Consider the following 22,671-nt stretch of genomic DNA (forward strand, 5'->3'; position numbering starts at 1 on the left):
AAGATTTCCTGGACTCAAGTAGAAACAGGTTCGGCAATTACTTGGAAATATCCTAGCTGTGTGTTGGTGGGTGATAACTCTGTGGGTGAGTTTTATTCGGTGGCGCTGACAAATCATCAGCAGCAAGCTGATACGGGTAGTAAGATGATTCACGTAGGTAAGAATACCCGCAGTACAATTATTTCTAAAGGAATCTCCGCAGGTAATTCTAGTAATAGTTACCGGGGTTTGGTGAAAGTTAACCCGACGGCAAAAGGGGCGAGAAATTATTCTCAGTGTGACTCAATGCTGATTGGGGATAATGCCCATGCTAATACTTTCCCTTATATTCAGGTGCAAAATAACGGTGCGAAGGTGGAGCATGAAGCTTCTACTTCTAAGATTGGGGAAGATCAGTTATTTTACTTTGCTCAACGGGGTATTTCTTCGGAAGATGCTATTTCAATGATGATTAGCGGCTTTTGTAAGGATGTTTTTAATCAGCTACCGATGGAGTTTGCGGTGGAAGCTGATAAGTTGTTGAGTTTGAAGTTGGAAGGCAGTGTGGGATAAATGGAAGGAAGGATAAACACAGAGGCATCGGCGTTCTGTGTTTATCTTTTGGAAGAGTAACGAACCGCAAAGGGCGCAAAGGGCGCGAAGAGAGAAGGGAGAGAAGATGATTACTGAAAATAGTGAAGTTGTGCTGTCAGTACGGAATCTGACGGCTAATGTTGATGGGACACCGATTTTGAAAGGTGTAAATCTTGAGGTGCGATCGGGTGAAATTCATGCGATTATGGGGCCGAATGGTTCTGGTAAGAGTACTTTTTCTAAGGTATTGGCTGGGCATCCGGCGTATGAGGTAACTGGCGGTGAGGTGATTTTCCAGGGGCAAAATTTGTTGGAGTTGGAGCCGGAGGAACGTGCAAGAAGTGGTGTATTTTTGGCGTTTCAGTATCCGTTAGAAATTCCGGGTGTGAGCAATTTGGATTTCTTGCGGGTGGCGTACAATTCTCGTCGGAAGGCGCAAGGTTTAGAGGAAATAGACGCTTTTGATTTTGACGATTTGATTGAGGAAAAGCTGGATGTGGTGAAGATGAATCCCAGTTTTCTCAGTCGGAGTTTGAATGAAGGGTTTTCTGGTGGCGAGAAGAAGCGGAATGAAATTCTGCAAATGGCGCTGCTAGAACCAAAGTTGGGAATTTTGGATGAAACTGATTCCGGTTTGGATATTGACGCGCTCCGAATTGTGGCAAATGGGGTAAATCAACTGGCAAGTCCAGAAAATTCGACAATTTTGATTACTCACTATCAAAGATTACTCGATTATATTGTGCCTGATTTTGTGCATGTGATGGCACAAGGGCAGATTATTACAAGTGGTGGTAAAGAACTGGCGCTGGAATTAGAGTCTCGCGGTTATGACTGGGTGCTAGAAGAATTTGCAGCTGCTGAGGTGGGTGTGTAATGAATATTCAAGTATCCCCTAGTCCAATACCTAATTCAAATGCAGTCAGTTTGACATCGATGTTAGATAGAGATGATTATCTGACTGGGTTGTTAAATCAAGTAACAGCGATTAAAATAGAAGGTTGGTTGCAGGAATTACGCCAAAGTGCCGCTAATTGGGTACGCCACTCGATTATCCCGACTACCCGCGAGGAAGAATGGCGATTTACTGATTTGTCGTCTCTGCGAAAGGTGCAATTTAATCTAGAGACGGTAAACTATGAGTCTCTAGAATTTGATATTTTGCCAGAAGCGGCTAACAGTCGTTTGGTGTTTGTTAATGGCGTTTATGCACCGGAGTTATCAGCAGTTTCAGATTTACCATCTGGAATTGTGGTGAGTAATTTGGCTGGCTTACCTGCGGTTGAGCAGGAGGGTGTACAGCAGTATTTAGCTCAAGCTGAGGGAGCGCAGGAAGTTTTTACTGCTCTCAATACGGCTGGGATAACTGATGCAGCTGTGGTGTGGGTGAAGAAGAATGTGGTAGTTGAAACGCCAATTCATTTGGTGTTTATTTCGGCTGTGGGGGAAACTGCGACGATTTCGCAGCCGCGTTGTTTGGTGGTGGCGGAAAGTGGTTCGCAGGTGACGTTGGTTGAGGAGTATACGAACCGCCAAGACGCCAAGAGCGCCAAGGAAGAAGTTTGCTTAACTAATGCGGTTACGGAAATTTGGGTGGGTGACAATGCCGACGTGAGCCACACTAGGGTTGAGCAAGAAGGTGCAGAGGCTTTTCATATTGGGAAAACTGCGATCGCACAGGCTCGTGATAGTCGATATACTTGTCATGCCATAACTTTAGGTGCAAAGTTGTCACGGCACAATTTAGAAATTTTGCAAACTGGTGAGCAGACACAAACTACTCTCAACGGTTTGACGATAATTTCAGGTAAGCAGTTGTCTGATACTCACAGTGCGATCGCACTCAATTATCCTCATGGTACAAGTGACCAATTGCATAAATGTATTGTAGGCGATCGCGCTCATGCGGTGTTCAATGGTAAAGTTTTTGTACCCAAACTAGCGCAGCTGACAAATGCATCCCAGTTGAATCGCAATTTGCTGCTATCGTCTAAAGCCAGAATTGATACCAAACCCCAATTGGAAATTACTGCGGATAATGTCAAATGCGCCCACGGTGCTACCGTTAGCCAATTAGAAGATGACGAAATATTCTATCTGCAAAGTCGGGGAATTGATGAAAACGATGCTCGGAAGTTGTTAATTAACGCCTTCGCTGCTGAAGTTATTAACCAAATACCGATTCCCTCTCTGCGAGAAATCCTTTTAAACACAGTCAATAATCTTAAGTCCCTGACTAATGAGTAATAACTAATCTAACAATGACTTTTACTCCTACCAAAACCCTTGCTGATAAAGTTCGCGCTGACTTCCCGATATTGCATCAGGAAGTCAACGGAAAACCCTTGGTTTATCTCGATAATGCTGCGACATCGCAAAAGCCTTTATTCGTATTAAATACCCTGCGGGATTATTACGAGCAATATAATGCTAACGTGCATCGAGGTGCCCATAGCCTGAGCGCTAAAGCTACCGATGCTTATGAAGGTGCTAGAGATAAAGTTGCCAAATTCATCAATGCTGCATCGCGTCAGGAAATCGTCTACACCCGCAACGCAAGCGAAGCGATTAACCTAGTCGCTTATAGCTGGGGAATGAATAATTTGCAGGCGGGAGATGAAATTATTCTGTCGGTGATGGAACATCACAGTAATATTGTACCTTGGCAATTGGTGGCACAAAAAACGGGTGCAGTACTGAAATTTGTAGAATTAACACCAGAAGAAACTTTTGATTTGGAACAGTTTAAAAAGCTGATTTCCGAGAAAACCAAGTTAGTGTCGGTGGTGCATATTTCTAATGCTTTGGGTTGCATTAATCCAGTGGAAGAAATTGGTGCGATCGCACACAGCTACGGTGCTAAATTCTTAGTTGATGCTTGCCAAAGTGTCCCCCACTTTCCTGTGGATGTACAGAAAATCGATTGTGACTGGTTGGTAGCTTCCGGTCATAAAATGTGCGCCCCAACTGGGATAGGATTTCTCTATGGCAAGTTGGAATTGCTAGAATCAATGCCACCATTTTTTGGTGGTGGTGAGATGATTGCAGAGGTGTATTTAGACCATTCTACTTATGCAGAATTACCGCATAAATTTGAAGCTGGTACACCTGCAATTGGAGAAGCGATCGCACTTGGTGCTGCGATAGATTATCTTAGCAGTATCGGCATGGATAAAATCCACGCCTACGAAGCAGAATTAACGGCTTATTTGTTCCAACAATTAGAGCAAATTCCCCAAATTAGAATTTACGGCCCCAAACCAAATACAAAAGGTGAAGGTAGAGCCGCTCTTGCGTCATTCACAGCCGGAGAAGTCCACGCTAACGACTTATCTACATTATTAGATCAAGAAGGCGTTGCTATCCGTTCTGGACACCACTGCACGCAACCATTACACCGTTACTTAGGTCTTGCTGCAACCGCACGAGCAAGTCTATCTTTCTACAACACCCGCGAGGAAATTGATATTTTCATCAAAGCACTGAAAGAAACTCTCGACTTTTTTGCAGGTTTCCTTGCTTAAAGTTACAAAATATTTAGATACTAATTGTGCCAAATATCAGCAACATATCTTGCTAATAGTTGGCACAATTTAATTATCTGGATTATTTACAGGAGCAACTAAAGTGTCATATAGTGATTTTACTTTAGACAGAGTTAGAAAAACTTTTGGCCTAACTATTTCTGATAAAATTGATATATTTGCATCTGTACATGAAGTAGAGTGTCCACCATTACTTGCAGAAGTATTGCGGGAAAATGTACCTTTAGCTCTTGCTAGTAATACAGAAAAATCCCGTTCAGAGATGATTATTGCGCCTATTTTAATTGCTGTAAGGAAATATTTAAGTAATCAAATAAGTTTATTTTCTGGTATTGACTTTACAGTTGATTCAGCACAAGGTTTAAATGGAAATTGCGATTTTATTATTAGTCGTTCACCAGAGTTACTAATTCTGAATGCACCAGTTGTCACAATTGTAGAAGCTAAAAAAGAAAATATCAATGCAGGATTAGGTCAGTGTGTAGCAGAGATGTTAGCAGCTAAATTGTTTAATGAACGTGAGGGTAATAACATTCAGGCAATTTATGGAACTGTCACGACTGGAACTAACTGGAAGTTTTTGAAACTTATTGGGCAAGTGATTGAAATTGACTTGAGCGAGTATTATATTAATGACATAGGTAAAATTATCGGAATTTTATCTAACATCCTGACAGAAGAAGTATTGTAACTAATTTACGAATTACGAATTACGAATTACGAAGTATTGTAATATGCTTGTTAAGTCAACGCCTGCTGAACAAAGAACAGTGCTACATAACATTAGCTGGGAAACCTTTGAAGCCTTGCTGAGAGATACAGGTGAAGATAGAGGTTCTCGGTTTGCTTATGACTGTGGTGTTTTAGAAATCATGACTCCACTTTTTGAACACGAAAACCCAAAAATCCAATTTGACCGTTTTATTCTAGTCTTAGCTGAAGAATTAGGAATTGAAATTAGAAGTGCTGGTTCAACAACATTGAAGCGGAAAATATCAAAGCGGGGAATAGAACCAGATACTTGCTACTATATCCAGAATGAACTAGCTATTAGGGGTAAGCAAACTTTAGATTTAGAAAATGATCAGTCACCTGACTTAGCAATTGAGATTGACATTACTAGTAGTTCACTTAACAAATTAGAGATTTATTCAACGTTGGGTGTAACTGAGCTTTGGAGATATGATGGGCTAGATTTAAAATTTTATCAGTTGATAGAAGGGCAATATGTCGAGTGTAAGTTTAGTATTGCCTTCCCTATAGTATCAGTGAGTGAGATAAGTAGATTTATTGAGCAGAGTAAAAGTATCGGTGAAATTGCTTTGCTTAAATCATTTCGTGCTTGGGTCAGGGAGAAGTTAGGGTAAATTATACCTCATTCATGAATCTAATTCCTAGCTAGTTTTTTATAAAAAATATTTACGGTTAAATTTACTTTTTAAGTATATTCAGATTCTCAGATAATCTATTAATAGCATCTAATTCTGTACCATATTTTATAATAGCTTCCCATTCTTGAGCTAAATATTCAAGCACTATCCAATTACATTTTTTATTCATCTTAAGAGCCTGAAAACTAGGTCTAGACAATTCCTTTTTAACTTTTTCAACACGAGCTTCTAATTCAGCGATTTCATCAGTAAACTCTTTTTCTTCAATGGGAACTGTTACCCAACCTAGATATGACACCGCTTTCCAACGCCGATGTCCACTGATAATTGTACCTTCTGGTGTAACAATAAGCGGTTTGACCCATTTAGACCTTTCAATATCCTGAGCTAGTTGCTCAATATCTTCGTCGCCGTAAATACCTTCATTTTTTGGATGTGGATGAAGTTCAACAATCCTGCGTTCTTTAATCTGAATGTTTGCCATTTAGTCTAATTACGAAGTCACACTGTGTCTGATGTACTACTCTAATCTAACAGTGGTATTAATGTATCAAAAAGAGCAAAGAATCAAAATATATTGCTTGTTTGAGTCTAAAAGGCGATCGCACCCTCATTCCTTAACGCCATGCAAGTGGAATTACTGCACTGTTTACTAACTGCTAGAACATTTACCGAATCAGGTAAACTTGATGCTTTACTTTATTGTGAATAAAATAAGTAATTTACAATCTAAAATAAGATTATATTGAGCAACTATATTAACAACAACCATGCATCCCATATTAAAAGTCGATATTTCTGAACTAAGTGTATCTGAACGTATACAGCTTGCCGAGGACTTATGGGACAGCATTCTTACTACACCCGATGAAGTTCCTCTCAACGATGAGCAAAAACAAGAATTAGATAGACGCTTGGAGATGCATAGCCAAAATCCAAACCGAGGTTCAACCTGGCAATCAGTGAAGCAAAGACTAGGTTTAACTGAATGAGCTATCAGTTAATAATTAGTCCAGAAGCAGAACTGGATATTGAAGATGCTTTTGAATGGTATGAACAACGTGATTCTGGAGTAGGTTCGGAGTTTGTACGTGCAGTTGATAGCTGTTTAGCATTAATTGGACGCAACCCTTAAGCTTATCCAGTGGTGTATCGACAAGCGCGGCGATTATTAATACGTAGGTTTCCCTATGGTGTTATTTATATTGTAGAAGAAAATGTTATCACTGTAATTGCTTGTTACCACGTCAAACGTAATCCTAAACAATGGCAAAATAGGAATATTTGAACGCTTTTATAATCTCGCCTATAATTACCTGAACCATCTATAATTCCTGTTCTCAAAGAAGCCATTAATAACACTGTAATCAAAGCGATCGCACCCCACAAAATCAACTCAAATAATCTGGATCTATCCCTAACCTTCGCAATTCTTGTGCCAACCTATCGGCGCGTTGTTCAGCAGCGATCGCTCGTTCTTCTGGTGTTAAATATCTGACTCCTTGTTTGTCATACCAATACAACCAATCCCGCGTAATTCCCTGATAAGTTCCCCGTTCATAACCAATTGCTAAACCTATCTCTGATAACCAAACTAGATTTCCTGGCTGTAATACATATTCACCATTTACAAAGCGATAAACTTCTAAAGGTGGTTTTCTTCGGCGTTGGGGATTGTAGACAACATAATACAAAATCTCCATATCCGCATAAAGTTTCTTTTTGCTGGTGTATTCCCCACGCCGTCTGTGAGAAACAACTTCTAATGCCATAATCGGCATCACCTTTTCTTCCCACAACACATAACTTAAACGCAAGTTCTCATCAAAAACTCGCTCGACTCCTAAACTTAAAAACCCATCAGGCACAATCGGCGGTAATTCGGGATCGTAATATATCCCCATATCAACGCCAAAAAACCAATCCATCCGGCTTGTCCACAGCCAAGCTAAGATGGCTTCTAGCAAGCCAGGAATCAAATGTTGTAGTTGATTATCCACAGGTTCATCGTCAGAATCTGGCAGATCCTCGGCGGAGGGTAAGCAGTGCAATGGGTTGTAATTTAACATGGTGGGTGCGTAGGCGTAGCCAGTCGTAGACATCGCAAACTTATAATATTGATGATATCTATCCACCTCTGACAAGCCCCGAAATTTATTTATGAGATTATTAATTTTGAATTTTGAATTCGGAGCGAAGCGATGTGACTTTTTCTTGCGATAATTCCCAAGGGGGACGCGCTTTCCACTGGTTAGTAAAAGAGGGATAGATGACACTCAAGCGATTAGTTTTAATTTTTATACTGACGCCCATAGCAGTTCTGTTAGCAGTTTCGGCTTTATTCAGTAGTTGGCAAGAACCTCAGTTCCAAAGTCGCCTAGAACTATACCAAACTAATATTGCTCTCCAAGCCCAAGCTTGGCAATCAGAAGATAGCAGCAATCGCAATCTCCAGGCGGTTCAGGAAGCAATACTTGGTGAGCAACCCCTGGAGAGCGCCACAAAGCAGTATCAAGAGGCACGTCAATCAGTTGCAGCTAATTTAGACAAAGTTAACAACAAACTTGCACAATTACGCTCTCAACCTGAAATAACTCCCATACCTCCGAAACCTCTACCGGATGTTCCTCCCACTACTAAAACTTCTAAACAGGGACAGCAACAGTTACAGCAGTCCGTCAAGCAATTACAAAAATTACTAGCTGAATTAGACTTGCGCCTGGGAATTTTACAAGCACAACAAGGACAGACGGATACAGCTCTCAAAACTTGGAGCGAATTACAACAACGTTCAGATATCAATCCAGAATTTGGAGAAACCGCATCTGTATTAAGTGGACTGTGGAGCAATCCTCCCCGTCTGCTCCAAAATTCTCAAGAACGGATTCAAAAGAATTTAGAAGGTTGGTTTCGCTCTACTGCTTTGGTTCAGTTATACCAACTCCAGCAACGACAAGACGCTTTATCAGCAGTTAAAGCTGCACAACAGGAATCTGCTGCTCAAGCGGTGATCAAATTAGCAGTTATTGGCACTATCCCCACTTTGGCAGCTTTAACTGGTCTAATACTGCTGATTTTCTTAGTTGCTCAACGCTTGTTGAAAGGAAAAACCTCGTTACTCGCTCAAAATGCTGATATCCCTTGGTCAACACCTTGGGATGGGGAAACGATTTTGCAGGTTTTTATCGTCGGCTTTTTCTTCATGGGGCAAATTTTTGTCCCTTTATTGCTATCGCTGCTCCCTATCCCTCGTCCTGTGGGTGATGTGCGACTTCAGGCTTTTTATGTTTTAGTTAGTTACTTACTGGTAGCATCGGGTGCGTTATTAGTTCTGTATTTTTCTCTCAAGCGCTTTTTTCCATTACCAGAATTTTGGTTTCGCTTCCGTTTTCAAGATAACTGGTTCTTGTGGGGATTGGGAGGCTATTGCACGGCTTTACCTATAGTTGTGGTAGTGTCTTTGATCAATCAACAGCTATGGCAAGGACAGGGTGGTAGTAACCCTTTGTTGCAATTAGCGCTGGAAAGCCAAGATGGTGTAGCACTTGGCATATTTTTCTCCACAGCAGCGATCGCAGCTCCATTTTTTGAAGAAATTCTGTTTCGCGGCTTTTTGTTACCCTCTCTAACTCGCTACTTACCTGTGTGGGGAGCGATTCTTACAAGTGGTTTGTTGTTTGCGATCGCTCACCTCAGCTTGTCAGAAATTCTTCCCCTCACGGCATTGGGGATTGTCTTAGGGGTCGTTTACACGCGATCGCGCAACCTCCTTGCTCCTATGCTCCTCCACAGTCTCTGGAATAGTGGTACATTATTAAGCTTATTTGTTTTAGGTAGCAATTAGCACTAAAAACTTACTGTTGCCAAAAATAGAAATATCTGATTTTATCTGCATAGGTAAGAACAATTACTAGTTATATCTCGTGATTGGTGCGATCGCGTTTCACGCCCCCTGGAGGCGATAGCAAAAAAATCCGGAAATAATACTGATGAACTTGTAAAAAGTGATGTAGCAGTTTTCGCTGATTATTGAGGTTCATTCTTCTCAAGAAAAAGCGAAATTGCCGCACTAGGGTTTGCGATCGTCAAATCTACCAAAAGTTACTAAGGATCGCCAGATTTTCCGGCTATGCCGGAAGACACTTTAGCGTCCCCTCTGGAATAGAAGTACGCTAATTTTGGTTATTTGTCTTGGGGCTTATTTGTACTGAAAAAATTAAAAATATATTTATTAAGCAAGTAAATGTATTTGCTTTGATTACAATAAAGACTTTATTTTTATACCTCACTTATCAAGGAGTAGCACTTAATATGTCAAATTTCAACCCCACTCACCCTACCAAACAACTTCTAGCTGGTTACTGTGCCATTATCCTTGGAGGATTTGGGGTTCATAAATTTATTCTCGGATACGCTCCAGAAGGCTTTATCATGTTGATGATTTCTGTAGTGGGAGGTTCTTTTACCTACGGAATTGCCTTGTTAATTATGCTACTTGTAGGTTTAATTGAAGGCATGATTTATTTGAATAAGCCCCCTGAAGAATTTGTAAATACCTACTTTGTGAAGAAGCAGGGCTGGTTCTAGTGCAAGAAGGCAGTTCATGCTTAGAGGCAGATTATATTTCTTTTTATAAGAAGAATTCAGAAGTCAGAATTCAGTATGAATTTTGTATGAGTGGGTGATAGCGTAGCCTCTTCTCTTCTTCGCCTTAAACTTCTATCCCTTTATGGGTAGAGAATTCTGTATTCTGTTTTCTGACTCCTGATTTATTGATATGCTCATTTTCAAACCTAAACAGCTTAACTGGGCAATATTCTTCTTGTTAGGCATAGGGTATTTCAGCGTTATGTCTCATTTGGAAATCAACTATTTCTTAAAAAGCCTGATTGCGATCATGCCAATGCAAGTAGTAGCTATTATCTATGTGACTTATTTACGCTGGAGCCGTCATTGACCCTCAGAAAGATACGATAAATTAAGAAATTTAATAGGGTTGACATACAGTCGTAGTTCCATATTTAGCCTACGCTCAAATTAGAGACGCTTTTAGTCAGGCGTTGAATTTCTGTAGCGAATCTAAATACTTGCCATGCAACTTGTCCCAAAAACTAAGCTAGCCCCAGAATTTGACCCAATCCTAGAGAAAATTATTCTCGATGTTGGGGGTATGAAGTGTGCGGGGTGTGTGAATGCAGTAGAGCGACAGCTAACCCAACATCCAGGAGTCAAGAGTGCCTGTGTGAACCTGGCCACAGAGGTAGCAGTTGTAGAGTCAGAAACTGGTGCGGTAGATGCAGATGCACTAGCACAGAGATTAACAGCCGTTGGATTCCCGACTCAACCCCGAAAACCTAATGGCATAGTCGCAGGCGAAATATCTCCCTTACCAGATCCAGCAGAACGACAACGCCGAGAAATGCGCTCTTCTGTAAGGCAGTTAGCGATCGCTGCAATCTTACTATTATTGTCGGGAAGTGGACATTTTGGTAATCTTGGTAGCTCAGTGCTACCAGTGCTAAATAACATCTGGTTTCACTGTGGATTGGCGACAGTAGCGCTATTAATTCCCGGCCGCCCGATTTTAGTAGATGGGTGGCTGGGCTGGCGGCGAAATGCGCCTAACATGAACACTCTGGTGGGATTGGGAACGCTGACAGCCTACGTTGCTAGTTTAGTAGCCCTGCTTTTCCCCAAAATGGGTTGGGAGTGCTTCTTTGACGAACCAGTAATGATGCTGGGCTTTATTCTTTTGGGCAGGACATTAGAGCAACAAGCTAGAGGTCGTGCTGCTGCTGCATTTAGGAAATTATTAGCACTCCAGCCACAGGTAGCGCGATTGATTGCCAACCCAGAAAAAGGAGGAATGGGATCTTCTAGCGTAGAGATTCCTGCTGAACAGGTACGTGTTGGTGAATGGGTACAAGTACTGCCAGGTGATAAAATCCCTGTCGATGGTGAAGTGGTAGTTGGTAAAACAACGGTGGATGAATCCATGTTGACTGGGGAAGCCGTGCCAGTAATTAAGCAACCAGGCGATATGGTGACAGGAGGGACGCTAAACCAATCAGGAGCGATCGCTATTCAGACAACCCGGACTGGAAGTGATACAACTTTAGCTCGAATTGTCGCCCTAGTAGAAGCCGCCCAAACTCGGAAAGCCCCAGTACAGAAATTAGCAGATACAGTAGCTGGTTACTTTACATACGGAGTGCTGACAGCATCTGTATTAACATTTGTCTTTTGGTACTTTTTCGGCACTCACATCTGGGCTGATGTCAACATGTCTGGTGGCATGGAAATGATGGGCCATGCTACACATGAAACTCCCCACTCCCCTTTATTAATTAGTTTAAAACTAGCGATCGCAGTTATGGTAGTTGCCTGTCCCTGTGCTTTGGGACTTGCCACACCAACAGCCATTATTGTCGGGACTGCTATGGGCGCAGAACGGGGTCTATTAATCAAAGGTGGCGACGTTTTAGAAAAAGTACACCAGTTAAACACCGTAGTCTTTGATAAAACCGGCACTTTGACCACAGGTAATCCCATTGTCACAGATTGTTTATTAATTGGAGGAGATGAGGGAGTAGGGGGAGATGAGAGAACAAGGGAAGTAAACTCCTCCTCATCCTCCTCATCCCTAATCCAACTAGCAGCAGCCGTAGAAAGCGGTACTCACCACCCCCTAGCAAAAGCGATTCAGCAAGAAGCACAGCAGCAAAAGTTATCTATTCCAGAGGCTGTAGAGTTTCACACGGAACCAGGACTAGGAGTGTCTGCTGTGGTAGAGGGCAAAATTGTACTATTGGGTAACTGGGACTGGTTGAGTTGGCACGGCATTGCCATTAACGAAACTGCACAACAGGTAGCACAGGATTTGGCAACAGATGGTAAAACAGTCGTTTGCGTAGCAGTTGGGGGAACTTTAGCCGGGCTAATTGCTGTTTCTGATACCCTCAGACCAGATGCCCAATCCACCGTAAACAAGTTACGTCAGATGGGCTTACGGGTAATGTTACTCAGTGGCGATCGCCAAGAAGCAGCTAACGCCATAGCTAAACAATTAGGATTAGATAGTGCTGATGTCATAGCAGGTGTCCCCCCAGCTAAAAAAGCAGCAGCAATACAGTCTCTCCAGAAGGAGGGACTGGGGACTAGGGACACAACGATCGGCTCAGTGCATCGCTGGGGACTAGGAAAGATTTTTCCCACTCCGCACTCTCCACTCCCCACTCCCCACTCAGTAGTCGCAATGGTCGGAGATGGAATCAACGATGCTCCAGCTTTATCCCAGGCAGATGTAGGAATTGCTTTACACTCCGGGACAGATGTAGCAATGGAAACTGCTGAAATTGTCCTAATGCGCGATCGCTTAAACGATGTCGTTGAATCTATTCAGCTTAGTCGCGCTACTTTCAACAAAATCCGCCAAAATTTATTCTGGGCTTTTGCATATAATACAGTTGGGATACCCTTAGCAGCAGGCGTTTTGTTCCCTAGTCTGGGTTTTGTCCTTAACCCCTCTGGTGCTGCTGCATTAATGGCTTTTAGCTCTGTTAGCGTCGTCACAAACTCAATATTATTACGGCGATTAGCTCATCACCCGTAAAATTTCCCTTCTCTTGTTAAACTGAGTCGCCCCGTCAGCTTTTACGCACGCAGCCCATAAAGCCTCTTAGGATACTTACCAAAGCTATCATAGCTAGTGGAGTAGAACGAATATGTTCTACTCTTTCAAGGTATTATGCAACTTTAAAGCTTATTTAGATCAGCACCACAGACTTATGGTGCCCGAAAATAGCAAGATACGATACTAAACAAATATTGATTAATCACAGTTCCACCAATTTGTCAATGGCAGCAGAAACCAATGAAAACCATCTATTGATTATTGAAGACGATCAAGGTCGCAAAGAATTTTCTCTGGAGCACCCCGTCTACTCTATCGGTAGAGATCGTGAGTGTAATATCCGTTTGATGTCGCAGTTTGTCTCCCGCCGCCATGCCACATTAGTGAGATTGCCACGAGATCATAATAGTCATAGCTACTATTACCGGATTGTAGATGGCGATGCCAAAGGCAAGCCTAGTTCCAACGGTTTGATGATTAATGGACGTAAGATACCAGCTCACGATCTCAGAAATGAAGACGAGATCGTTTTTGGCCCTCAAGTACGTGCTATTTATTACCTTTTAAGAAACACTCAGCGTTTAGGACAAACGGATTCGAGTGAGTACGATATTACACTAATAAACCCCGGTATGGCCGAGGATTTAGAGGATGTAGAAGAGTGAATTATAACTACCAATAACAGCTAGATAATCCCACGACTTCAAGACGTGGGAGTGTCAATTCAATCACCAAAGCTATCCTGCAAGACTTTCAATCAAATGCCAATGGCGGCTACTTTCAATTGACTGTTTGATGACTTCAAACATTTGTCGGCAGTAATTATCTAGTTGGAGTGGTAGTTCTTCATTTTTAATCACAATACTCATCCGGGTTTCTGTTTCAGTAGATTTTGATTTATCAATCAATACTTCTACTGTGATCAATTTAGGAAAAGGAACATGGCCCGGAACCTCACGAGCGATAATATAATCGCCAGTGTAGTATTGAATATCCAACTGACAGTCCTGTAGAAGTTCTACAAGTAACGGCAACAGATGGTCACTAGCAACAGAAACAGTAAATGAACAGGTATAGCGAGCCATAATAGCCCCACGCCTTGCAACACTCTGTCCATCCTATAATACCGAAGCATGTAAACGAACAGTGATTAAAAAATCAAAGTTTTTGAGTTTTGAGATCGGGCATTACCCACAACGAAAGTGCCGTAAGCTGAAAGTTTGATCAAAAACTTTACAATAGAGGTTTGGCTGAGGTAGAACATGAAAGTAGTAATTACTGGAGCAACAGGATTTGTTGGTAGTCTTTTGGTACAACGACTCCACGCAAAAGGTCATCAAATAGTAGTATTAACTCGGAACACCACCTTTGCTCAAAAGGTTTTTCCATCTGAGGCTTTCCCAAATGTAGAAATTGTTGCCTATACACCAAATACATCCGGTTCTTGGCAAAATGTCATTGCTAGTTGTGATGGCGTAGTTAATTTAGCAGGAGAACCCATTGGTGAAGGACGCTGGACACCAGAACGCAAACAAGAAATCCTCAATAGCCGGAAGCTAGGCACACAAAAAATAGTTGAAGCAATAATCAACGCTAATTCCAAACCAACTGTGTTAATAAATGCTTCGGCTATTGGCTACTACGGCACCAGCGAAACGGCAACCTTTGATGAAACAAGCCAATCTGGTAACGATTTTCTCGCCCAAGTCTGTCAAGTCTGGGAAGCAGAAGCCAGCAAGGTAAAAGATGCTGGTGTGCGGCTAGTAATTCTGCGTTTTGGGATTGTTCTGGGTAATGGTGGTGCCTTGGATAAAATGATTACGCCTTTCAAACTCTTTGCTGGTGGGCCCATTGGCAGTGGTAGGCAGTGGTTCTCATGGATTCACGTAGACGATTTAGTTAGCCTGATTCTGGAAGCTTTAACTAAACCCGAAATAGAAGGTGTATATAATGGCACTGCTCCTAACCCAGCCAGAATGGTAGATTTAAGCCAAACCTTGGGAGAAGTGATGAATCGCCCTTCTTGGCTGCCTGTTCCTGGTTTTGCGATCGAAGCTCTTTTAGGAGACGGGGCTATGGTAGTTTTAGAAGGTCAGCAAGTCCTTCCCAAACGCACTCTCGAAACAGGCTTTGAATACAAATATCCTAATTTGCAATCAGCTTTAACGCAAATTCTTACATAGATCAAAAGGGAGTGGGGAGTGGGGAATAGGAGAAATGACGGATCAGGGGAAGATGCGGTTAAACCAAACCAATGCCCTATGCCCCATGCCCTATGCCCTATGCCCAATCTATTGACTTGATAGAAATTTTTTGGAAACCCAACTGATAATACCACTGAGAATGGCACCACCCATAAGGATGCCGATCGCTGGGTTAAATACGGGTTGCCACAGTTTATGCCACAAATCCAAACCCAAGTTTACTCCTACAGAATCACCGATCGCAGCGATCGCTAACCAGATAAAGCCAAACAAAACCAAAAAAACATCGGCGACTAAAATCGTGTTTAGCCAATTTAACAATTTATCTTTCATCTATCGTTTGATCTAAATTGCCCAAGATTTTAGGACTGTAGCATTGCTAATTAAGTAAGTTAGAAGTGAGGATTGCCTACTGGAATTTAACTCCTCACTCCTCACTCCTAACTCTTAACTTCTCATTCTTCAAACAGCCAATTTTTGACTTTTGTCAAACTCTGCCAATCTGGTTTTCTACTGAAACCGTCTTCAATACTGGTTTTTATTTCATCACGCCATTCTTCATTGACAAAAATTAGCTGCTGTGCTATGTCAATATGTTCTCGTAAACCTTTTTGACCTGTTTCCAGCATTGCTAAGGCCAGATTGACTCTAGCCTGTGGGTCTTGTGGATTTAACTTGACTGCTTTCTGTGCAGCTTTGTAAGCCAAATTAGGTTTGTTATCGAGTAGATATAACCAGGCTAAACAAATCCAAGCAGCACTAGTTTTAGGAGCGCGATCGCACACTTCTTTAAATACAGGGATTAAAGAATCTACCGCCTCTCCTGCTTTATAGCGTTCTAAACCTGTATCAAATAGGGATTCAACTGTATTAGTCATTGGTCATTAGTCATTGGTCATTGATTATTAGTCATTTGTCTTTCGTCCAATGACAGAGGACAAATGACAAATGACAATATTACACCCCAAATGACTTGCCGCAACCGCAAGTTTGGTTGGCATTGGGGTTAGTGAATTGAAAACCACCGCCAATCATGGCATCGCTGTAATCGAGCATTAAACCGTAGAGATATAACAGACTCTTGCGATCGCTGACAATTTTGAAGCCATCATAGTCAAAAACTTCATCCTGTGGGGTGATCTTGCTAGTGTCTTCAAAGTCCATCATGTAAGACATCCCTGAACAGCCACCCTGGCGGACTCCTACCCGTAAGCAGAAGTCTGTGCCTTGCTTGTCCCGGAGGGATTTTACCTGGTGCAATGCGGCTTCGCTCAACAGAATTCCGCGTTGTTGAGCCTGAATTGCTTGTGTCATCTGCTTTTTTAACTCCTTAATTAGTTTAAGCTTTACCCGATATCGGCTGGTTAATGCCTTTGGGTTTGCTATTGGTGTTTTTGTATTCATTCTAGCGGCTTAGATGTCGTTAGATGCCAAATTGTAAACACTCCGTTAAAAGCAGCCAAACATTTTTATTCTAGAATTGAGAGACTCAGTGTGTTTAGAGATTCGGTATTTTTGGAATTCAAGTCTGGCAGCAGTCACCAGAAGCAACTATCTTTCAGGTGCAGCCATAAAAACCTAATCCGAGGCTAGCTATCCCCCAAAGTCTACTTCCAAATTGCTTCTTTTGATTAACTTACTCTATGACAAGTTTTAATCGCTCTACCAGTCGTCGGTTGAAGAAATTAACTCAAATTCCTTCTGTATGGGAGGGCGATCGCCGTCCGTTGTCATCACCAAACCAGCATTCAGACTCAGAGGAAAAGGGAGAATGCATTCTTTGGGTAGATTACTCCCAAGGTGTGGTTCGAGGAATGGACGTGGTAGCTTCAGATATCGGACCAGAAGCAATAGTGCGGACTTTAATGCAAGCAATGGAGCATCCCCACAGTCCGGCAAGACCTGCCAGACCTCAAAGAATTGTAGTCAAAGACCGCGAGATCCAATTTTACCTGCGGGGGGTGCTGCAAGATTTGGATATTGCCATTGACTATGCACCAGAACTGCCTTTAATTGACGAACTGTTTCGCGGGTTCGCTGACATTCTCGATAGTCAAACCCCCGACTTACCCCCACAGTATGCACAAATCTTGCGAGAGAAAGCATTTGCAATTTGGCAAGCAGCACCTTGGGAATTTTTGGAAGAACAGCAAATTTTGTCAATCGAGATTAATAAGTGGGATGTTGGCACACTCTACGCCTCAGTCATGGGAATGCTGGGAATGGAGTATGGGATTTTGTTTTATCGCTCAGAAGAGTCTTTAAAACAGTTTCGCGCCGCAGTTTTAACGGGTGAAGAATCAACGGAGCATCTAGAAGAAGCGTTCCTCAAGCAAGATTGCCTATTTCTCACCTTTGAGAGTGCTGACGAAACCGATGAAGATGAGGATGAAGAAAGTGATTTGGCGGATCTGCCATTATCAGAAATTGATCCCACTTTCGGTAATATCCACCCCTTAGAAGGACTGCGTTCTGTTTTGTATGACGAAGAAGCACTGGTAATCTTCGTTGCGATCGAAAGCTTGATCCGCTTTATTCGCGATCACCGTCGCCACCTTCATGAAGACATTTTCCCTACCCTCAGTCGTCGCTATCGCATTTCTCTGCCGCAGTCGGAATCAACTAAATCTCTGCCTGTTACAGTCTCTACCATGCCGCAGTTAGCAGCAGAATTAGAGGAAATGGCAGGCTTTGATGTCGATGACGAGGAGAGCGAAAACCTTGACTCCCCAAATTTCCAATCATTGCAAGATGACTTAATACCAGAAGATTCCTTCCTCAGCTTAGGTGTGTTGTCCTGGGAAATGTTGGAGTACTTGCGAAAGGGAGTCAGCTACCATCCGGCTGGTGAAATCAAACAAGTGGGTGACGGTTTGCCGGTGATTTTAATTCAAACTTCCCGACCCAAGGCTAAGACTGTAATTGAAAGAATTGAAGCAACAGGCGGACTGAGAGCTATTTGCTTTAATCCAGGTGCCGATCCCTTCGATGGCGATCGCTACGACCTGGGTTTATTACAAACTCAAAATGGCGAATTATTCCTATTTGGTGAATTCTTAGATGAAGACCCTATTCATGTAGAAGCCCGAAAAAAATGGAATCAACGCTGTAAAAATACTAAAGGCTACTGTGGCTTAATCATTGCCAAAGGGCTAACTGGAGCTTCCCGGGGCAATCCTCAGTTACGAGATATGATGGCTTTGTTTGAAGCGCGATCGCTTTCACCTAAAGATTTAGGTATTGGCACTCTTCAATTGATGCCCCAACTTAAATTTGAATAGTTGCACGAATTCCCCCAATTCTCAATCTCAAATTGTAGTTATGAGAAATTACAGCAGTTTTCCTTTGTATGAAGTATAAAGCTACGGATTTTGAGGCAGGAGGTACAAACTCTTTATTTATGATGCATGAATCTTGCATTTTGTACCTCACTTCCTTGCAAAGTGCTGTAAGTTGATGGGTATTTGATTTACATATTGACTAAAATTGCATTCGCCAGAAGAAAAAGGGAAAGCTTTCTTTTTTAACGTTGACCATTCTTCTTTTTACAAACTGAGTCCTGAGTAAAGTAAAAAGTACTTAGGATTTTTGCATTTGTATATAACTCAACCTTTGTCGGCGATCTTTTCACGAGAAATAATGCGTCTTTGTTACATACAGCAGCCATAAATTTATGTATGGGGTTCCCCCTGTCCCCTTTCCTCTTTTTAACTCAATACGCTTGGGTTAAGCCAGAAAATAAATTTGCGTAGGTTGGGTTGAGAAACGAAGACCCAAAGGGGCTTCACCCAGGGTAACCGAACATTTTCGGGCATTTATTGGGTTTCACTTCGTACCCCTACGGGGATCTTGCCACAACCCAAGCGTATTGCCTTTTAACTCTTCAAAATTCCGATTCTAAGAAAGCCAAAGATGGAAAAATCCAGAACAGAGAAAATCTCTGCTCTGGATTTTTCTTTAGCCCAGAGTTCTCTCTGAATTCTGCTATATATCAACAGCAGTAGGTGACCAATAGTTAGAAGCTAACTTTACCTCAATTTCATGAAGTAGCTGTATTTTAAAATTTTTCCAGTCATTTTCTATGAATAATTACTAGTATAAATTAGTACAAAGCGCTAAAAAATTCTCCGCAAAGTTCTGTTTAATAAAATCTACGTGATGTACCTAGATGTCAAAATATTTTTTTAGCCATTTTCTGAGTTTTCCATCTTGTTATATGTCAATATAATTAAGCAAAATTTCAGAACATATCTTTTTCTTTGTAATTTTTTTATAAAGCATGAGAATGAGTTTATCTAGTCTATAAATGAAGATTATTTAAAGTGTATAAACCATAGCTATAATGAATACATAATTGAAAAAGAACGGAACATACAATTGTTTTTATGGATATACTTACTAAATAATAAATGTTTGCAAATTCCAGGTATATTAGCAGTAATTTATTTTTTAACTGTGAAAAATTTACTGCCTAATTTAGGCTACAAAAATTTGAAAAAAATAGTTTGTCTAATCTTTCAATAGATACATACTATGAATGGGAAAAAAGCACTGAGTCTAAGAAAAACTATTTCGCTAGAGAGAAGATAAAAAACATCTCAGATTGCATCCTATTTTTACGACGAGTTAGTGTAAAAGCATGAAGCAAAAATAAAATATTGTCATCGGCAACAGTCAACTAACACCATATCTGTTTGGCGAGCATTATCTGTGTAAAATTACAGATAATGCTGTTAAAATTTACCAAATAACTCAGCTATTTACACCCAGAAAACTGAGTATTATACCCTTTTTGGTAGTTACTACTTTGGCGCAAAGAAGCAATCAGCTTGATCCAGATAGCCAAAATTCATAAACGTTCAAGTAGCTCTTAACTTCGTGGTTAAAGTAATGGGTTTATATGGGTGTTTGTTTTAGAATGAACGCTTATTTGCCTACTTTTAAGTGATTATTCACAACCTCTATAGACGATTGTAACCCGCCTATTAGAAAGCATTTCGGCATGATAATGATTCTGAAGCTTTATTTTATGGTGTTATCTGAGATGTTCTCTCCAAGTGGGTTTGGCGAACTTGGTTAAGAGATAAGGTCAAATACTTCCAATGGAGAATAACCTTGGAAATCTTGATTGAGTCAACAGTAGGTGTCTCAAATTCATTTATAAAATTTCATTGTCAGGCTTTACTCATGATGTTAGTAGCGTTATTATCTTCAAAAGCAACTATGTGGTCTTTATCCTGTCACAAGAGTAACAAATAAAGTGTAGTTTTTTAATTTTTTTAGGAAATGATGAATACTTTGACAAAACGAACATTTTTAATATTAATGATATTACTTGTTTCGTGAGACAAATTCTGATAACCTTATCGGTTCCCTCTTTAATTTAGAATCTTTCGACGATCTAAATATCCAGCAGATAGCATGATAATGACAAACAAAAAATGGGCTGTTAAACGTATAACTGTCAATCTCGCAACACAGGAAGCGGAAAAGCTAGAAAAATATTGTCAACAAACAGGTAGACCCGCAACCGATGTGATTCGCGAACTGATTAGAAGTTTGCCTGCCTCCGATGACGACAAAGATGTAAACAAGTAAGAAGTTACTTTTACGGCTAACCAGATAACTGCTTTGTTACCAAAAAATAGCTATGATATTTTTTTGAGTCCGCCGCTATAGACAAGAGTTTGTCTAGCTGATACAGACGCGTTTTTCTCGCGTCTGGTCAATTGCCGGGATTAAAACGAGCAATCAAAAAGATTTTAGTATCGAAATTGCGATGCTTTAATATGCTGGTGGAGTTGACATTAAGTAGCAAATTCCGACACCAACCCAGTTACAATCTGTAAAGAAACTGAAAAGGAACGACGGAATGCGTGTTGCAATCGTAGGTGCGGGACTGGCTGGGCTAGCAACCGCAGTAGATTTAACTGATGCTGGTTGTGAAGTAGAGATTTTTGAGTCTCGTCCGTTTGTAGGTGGTAAAGTTGGTAGTTGGGTTGATGGCGATGGCAACCATCTAGAAATGGGTTTGCATGTATTTTTCGGCTGCTACTACCAACTATTTGACTTGATGAAGAAAGTGGGGGTGTTAGAAAACTTACGCCTCAAAGAACATACCCACACTTTTATCAATAAAGGAGGCCGCACCGGTGCTTTGGATTTTCGGTTCCTGACAGGTGCGCCTTTCAATGGCTTAAAAGCATTTTTCACGACCTCTCAACTATCGTTACAAGATAAACTGCAAAATGCGATCGCTTTGGGTACTAGTCCCATAGTTCGCGGGTTGGTAGACTTTAATGGGGCGATGAAAACCATCCGCAAATTAGATAAAGTTAGCTTTGCCGACTGGTTCCGCAGTCACGGTGGGAGCAATGGCAGCATCAAACGGATGTGGAATCCCATTGCCTACGCATTGGGATTTATTGACTGCGAAAATATGTCTGCCCGTTGTATGTTAACGATATTCCAGTTATTTGCAGTCAGAACTGAAGCTTCTGTTTTGCGGATGCTGGAAGGTTCTCCATCTGAGTATTTGCACAAGCCCATTCTGGAATATTTAGAAGTTAGAGGCACGAAAGTTTACACCCGTCGGCAAGTTCGGGAAATTCAATTTACTGAGTTAGAGGAACAAACCCGCGTCACTGGTATAGTAGTTGCCCAAGGTGATACATTAGAAACTATCACTGCTGATGCTTACGTCTTTGCCTGTGATGTTCCAGGAATTCAACGCATCCTACCCCACGAGTGGCGTAAGTGGTCAGAATTTGACAATATTTACAAACTAGATGCAGTGCCAGTGGCTACAGTACAGTTACGCTTCGATGGTTGGGTAACTGAACTGAACGATGGAGAGCAACGTAAACAGCTAAATCACGCGGCTGGAATTGATAACTTACTTTACACAGCCGATGCTGACTTTTCTTGTTTTGCCGATTTGGCGTTGACTAGCCCTGCTGATTATTATCGCCCAGGACAAGGTTCATTGTTACAGTTAGTACTGACGCCGGGAGATTCGTTTATTGCACAAAGTAATGAAGCGATCGCACAGCATGTCCTCAAGCAAGTGCATGAACTGTTTCCCTCATCGCGGGAGCTAAATATGACTTGGTACAGTGTAGTAAAACTTGCTCAGTCTCTCTACCGAGAAGCGCCAGGAATGGATGCGTACCGTCCCAACCAAAAAACACCAGTAGATAATTTCTTCCTTGCAGGGAGTTATACTCAGCAAGATTACATCGACAGCATGGAAGGTGCTACTATTTCTGGACGGCGGGCGGCAAAAGTGATTTTGGAGAGTTTGAAGAGATAACTAACCGCGTACT

At 41.5% G+C, this 22,671-nt stretch carries 22 protein-coding genes and 1 pseudogene; 16 read left to right on the plus strand and 7 right to left on the minus strand.

The window, feature by feature from the left end; genetic code table 11:
• The 6 genes from V7K25_RS15955 to V7K25_RS15980 all read left to right on the plus strand — a co-directional run.
• The coding region (locus V7K25_RS15955) for a SufD family Fe-S cluster assembly protein (protein ID WP_335159525.1) at window positions 1-552 on the plus strand (552 nt) is incomplete at its 5' end.
• Between the two features lie 106 nt (window positions 553-658).
• On the plus strand, window positions 659-1,450 hold the full coding sequence (sufC, locus tag V7K25_RS15960; RefSeq protein ID WP_335159527.1) for a Fe-S cluster assembly ATPase SufC: 792 nt from the start codon (window positions 659-661) through the stop codon (window positions 1,448-1,450).
• The gene (gene sufD, locus V7K25_RS15965; protein WP_335159529.1) at window positions 1,450-2,820 is read left to right on the plus strand and encodes a Fe-S cluster assembly protein SufD; all 1,371 of its coding nucleotides are present in this window, start codon (window positions 1,450-1,452) and stop codon (window positions 2,818-2,820) included. The genes sufC and sufD overlap by 1 nt, the downstream gene beginning before the upstream one ends.
• Before the next feature lie 14 nt (window positions 2,821-2,834).
• Window positions 2,835-4,097, plus strand: a complete 1,263-nt coding sequence (locus tag V7K25_RS15970) for a cysteine desulfurase (protein ID WP_335159531.1) — start codon at window positions 2,835-2,837, stop codon at window positions 4,095-4,097.
• Between the two features lie 103 nt (window positions 4,098-4,200).
• The gene (locus tag V7K25_RS15975; RefSeq protein WP_335159533.1) at window positions 4,201-4,809 is read left to right on the plus strand and encodes a hypothetical protein; all 609 of its coding nucleotides are present in this window, start codon (window positions 4,201-4,203) and stop codon (window positions 4,807-4,809) included.
• 43 nt (window positions 4,810-4,852) lie between these two features.
• Window positions 4,853-5,485, plus strand: a complete 633-nt coding sequence (locus V7K25_RS15980) for a Uma2 family endonuclease (RefSeq protein ID WP_335159535.1) — start codon at window positions 4,853-4,855, stop codon at window positions 5,483-5,485.
• Window positions 5,486-5,549: 64 nt separating this feature from the next.
• Here the strand turns inward: V7K25_RS15980 and V7K25_RS15985 are convergent, their stop codons facing one another.
• The gene (locus V7K25_RS15985; protein WP_335159537.1) at window positions 5,550-5,993 is read right to left on the minus strand and encodes a ParB N-terminal domain-containing protein; all 444 of its coding nucleotides are present in this window, start codon (window positions 5,991-5,993) and stop codon (window positions 5,550-5,552) included.
• A gap of 286 nt (window positions 5,994-6,279) precedes the next feature.
• Between V7K25_RS15985 and V7K25_RS15990 the strand changes: the two genes are divergently transcribed.
• A complete protein-coding gene (locus V7K25_RS15990) occupies window positions 6,280-6,501 on the plus strand; it encodes an addiction module protein (protein ID WP_335159539.1) in 222 nt (73 codons plus the stop codon).
• Window positions 6,498-6,797, plus strand: a pseudogene (locus tag V7K25_RS15995) (type II toxin-antitoxin system RelE/ParE family toxin). The gene V7K25_RS15990 and the pseudogene V7K25_RS15995 overlap by 4 nt, the downstream one beginning before the upstream one ends.
• A 103-nt stretch (window positions 6,798-6,900) precedes the next feature.
• Here the strand turns inward: V7K25_RS15995 and V7K25_RS16000 are convergent.
• Window positions 6,901-7,578, minus strand: coding sequence for a Uma2 family endonuclease (locus V7K25_RS16000; protein WP_335159574.1), 678 nt, complete (start codon window positions 7,576-7,578; stop codon window positions 6,901-6,903).
• A gap of 200 nt (window positions 7,579-7,778) precedes the next feature.
• On the opposite strand from V7K25_RS16000, the gene V7K25_RS16005 reads away from it, so the two are divergent.
• Entirely contained in the window at window positions 7,779-9,353 is a 1,575-nt protein-coding gene (locus V7K25_RS16005; protein WP_335159541.1) for a CPBP family intramembrane glutamic endopeptidase, read from the plus strand.
• A gap of 70 nt (window positions 9,354-9,423) precedes the next feature.
• On the opposite strand, the gene V7K25_RS16010 is transcribed toward V7K25_RS16005, so the two are convergent.
• On the minus strand, window positions 9,424-9,549 hold the full coding sequence (locus V7K25_RS16010; protein WP_335159543.1) for a hypothetical protein: 126 nt from the start codon (window positions 9,547-9,549) through the stop codon (window positions 9,424-9,426).
• Between the two features lie 271 nt (window positions 9,550-9,820).
• Between V7K25_RS16010 and V7K25_RS16015 the strand changes: the two genes are divergently transcribed.
• The 3 genes from V7K25_RS16015 (at window position 9,821) to V7K25_RS16025 (ending at window position 13,807) form a co-directional block, all read left to right on the plus strand.
• Window positions 9,821-10,096, plus strand: a complete 276-nt coding sequence (locus V7K25_RS16015) for a TM2 domain-containing protein (protein ID WP_335159545.1) — start codon at window positions 9,821-9,823, stop codon at window positions 10,094-10,096.
• Window positions 10,097-10,601: 505 nt separating this feature from the next.
• Window positions 10,602-13,121 (plus strand): heavy metal translocating P-type ATPase, encoded by a 2,520-nt coding sequence (locus tag V7K25_RS16020; RefSeq protein ID WP_335159547.1) that lies wholly within the window; start codon window positions 10,602-10,604, stop codon window positions 13,119-13,121.
• A 245-nt stretch (window positions 13,122-13,366) separates the two neighbouring features.
• Window positions 13,367-13,807 (plus strand): FHA domain-containing protein, encoded by a 441-nt coding sequence (locus tag V7K25_RS16025; RefSeq protein WP_438822884.1) that lies wholly within the window; start codon window positions 13,367-13,369, stop codon window positions 13,805-13,807.
• Window positions 13,808-13,879: 72 nt separating this feature from the next.
• Here V7K25_RS16025 and V7K25_RS16030 read toward each other — a convergent pair whose 3' ends face one another.
• A complete protein-coding gene (locus V7K25_RS16030) occupies window positions 13,880-14,227 on the minus strand; it encodes a hypothetical protein (protein ID WP_335159548.1) in 348 nt (115 codons plus the stop codon).
• A gap of 177 nt (window positions 14,228-14,404) precedes the next feature.
• Here V7K25_RS16030 and thyD point away from each other — a divergent pair, with 177 nt between their 5' ends.
• Window positions 14,405-15,325, plus strand: coding sequence for a thylakoid membrane protein ThyD (thyD, locus tag V7K25_RS16035; RefSeq protein ID WP_335159549.1), 921 nt, complete (start codon window positions 14,405-14,407; stop codon window positions 15,323-15,325).
• A gap of 108 nt (window positions 15,326-15,433) precedes the next feature.
• Here the strand turns inward: thyD and V7K25_RS16040 are convergent, their stop codons facing one another.
• The 3 genes from V7K25_RS16040 to V7K25_RS16050 all read right to left on the minus strand — a co-directional run bounded on the left by V7K25_RS16040 (window position 15,434) and on the right by V7K25_RS16050 (window position 16,660).
• Window positions 15,434-15,679: a hypothetical protein gene (locus tag V7K25_RS16040; RefSeq protein ID WP_109009489.1), complete on the minus strand. Its 246-nt coding sequence runs from the start codon at window positions 15,677-15,679 to the stop codon at window positions 15,434-15,436.
• Between the two features lie 122 nt (window positions 15,680-15,801).
• The gene (locus V7K25_RS16045; protein WP_229468417.1) at window positions 15,802-16,224 is read right to left on the minus strand and encodes a tetratricopeptide repeat protein; all 423 of its coding nucleotides are present in this window, start codon (window positions 16,222-16,224) and stop codon (window positions 15,802-15,804) included.
• Window positions 16,225-16,303: 79 nt separating this feature from the next.
• Window positions 16,304-16,660 carry an iron-sulfur cluster assembly accessory protein gene (locus V7K25_RS16050; RefSeq protein ID WP_179069217.1) on the minus strand — a complete coding sequence of 119 codons (357 nt, stop codon included), beginning with the start codon at window positions 16,658-16,660 and terminating at the stop codon, window positions 16,304-16,306.
• Between the two features lie 329 nt (window positions 16,661-16,989).
• Between V7K25_RS16050 and V7K25_RS16055 the strand changes: the two genes are divergently transcribed.
• From V7K25_RS16055 to zds, 3 genes are all read left to right on the plus strand, one after another.
• A complete protein-coding gene (locus V7K25_RS16055) occupies window positions 16,990-18,627 on the plus strand; it encodes a DUF6930 domain-containing protein (protein ID WP_335159550.1) in 1,638 nt (545 codons plus the stop codon).
• A gap of 2,140 nt (window positions 18,628-20,767) precedes the next feature.
• Window positions 20,768-20,944: a CopG family transcriptional regulator gene (locus V7K25_RS16060; RefSeq protein WP_229552760.1), complete on the plus strand. Its 177-nt coding sequence runs from the start codon at window positions 20,768-20,770 to the stop codon at window positions 20,942-20,944.
• Window positions 20,945-21,218: 274 nt separating this feature from the next.
• Window positions 21,219-22,658, plus strand: coding sequence for a 9,9'-di-cis-zeta-carotene desaturase (zds, locus tag V7K25_RS16065; protein WP_335159551.1), 1,440 nt, complete (start codon window positions 21,219-21,221; stop codon window positions 22,656-22,658).
• The last annotated feature ends 13 nt before the right edge of the window (window positions 22,659-22,671 follow it).

Source organism: Nostoc sp. (genome assembly GCF_036919495.1).
Lineage (GTDB): Bacteria > Cyanobacteriota > Cyanobacteriia > Cyanobacteriales > Nostocaceae > Nostoc.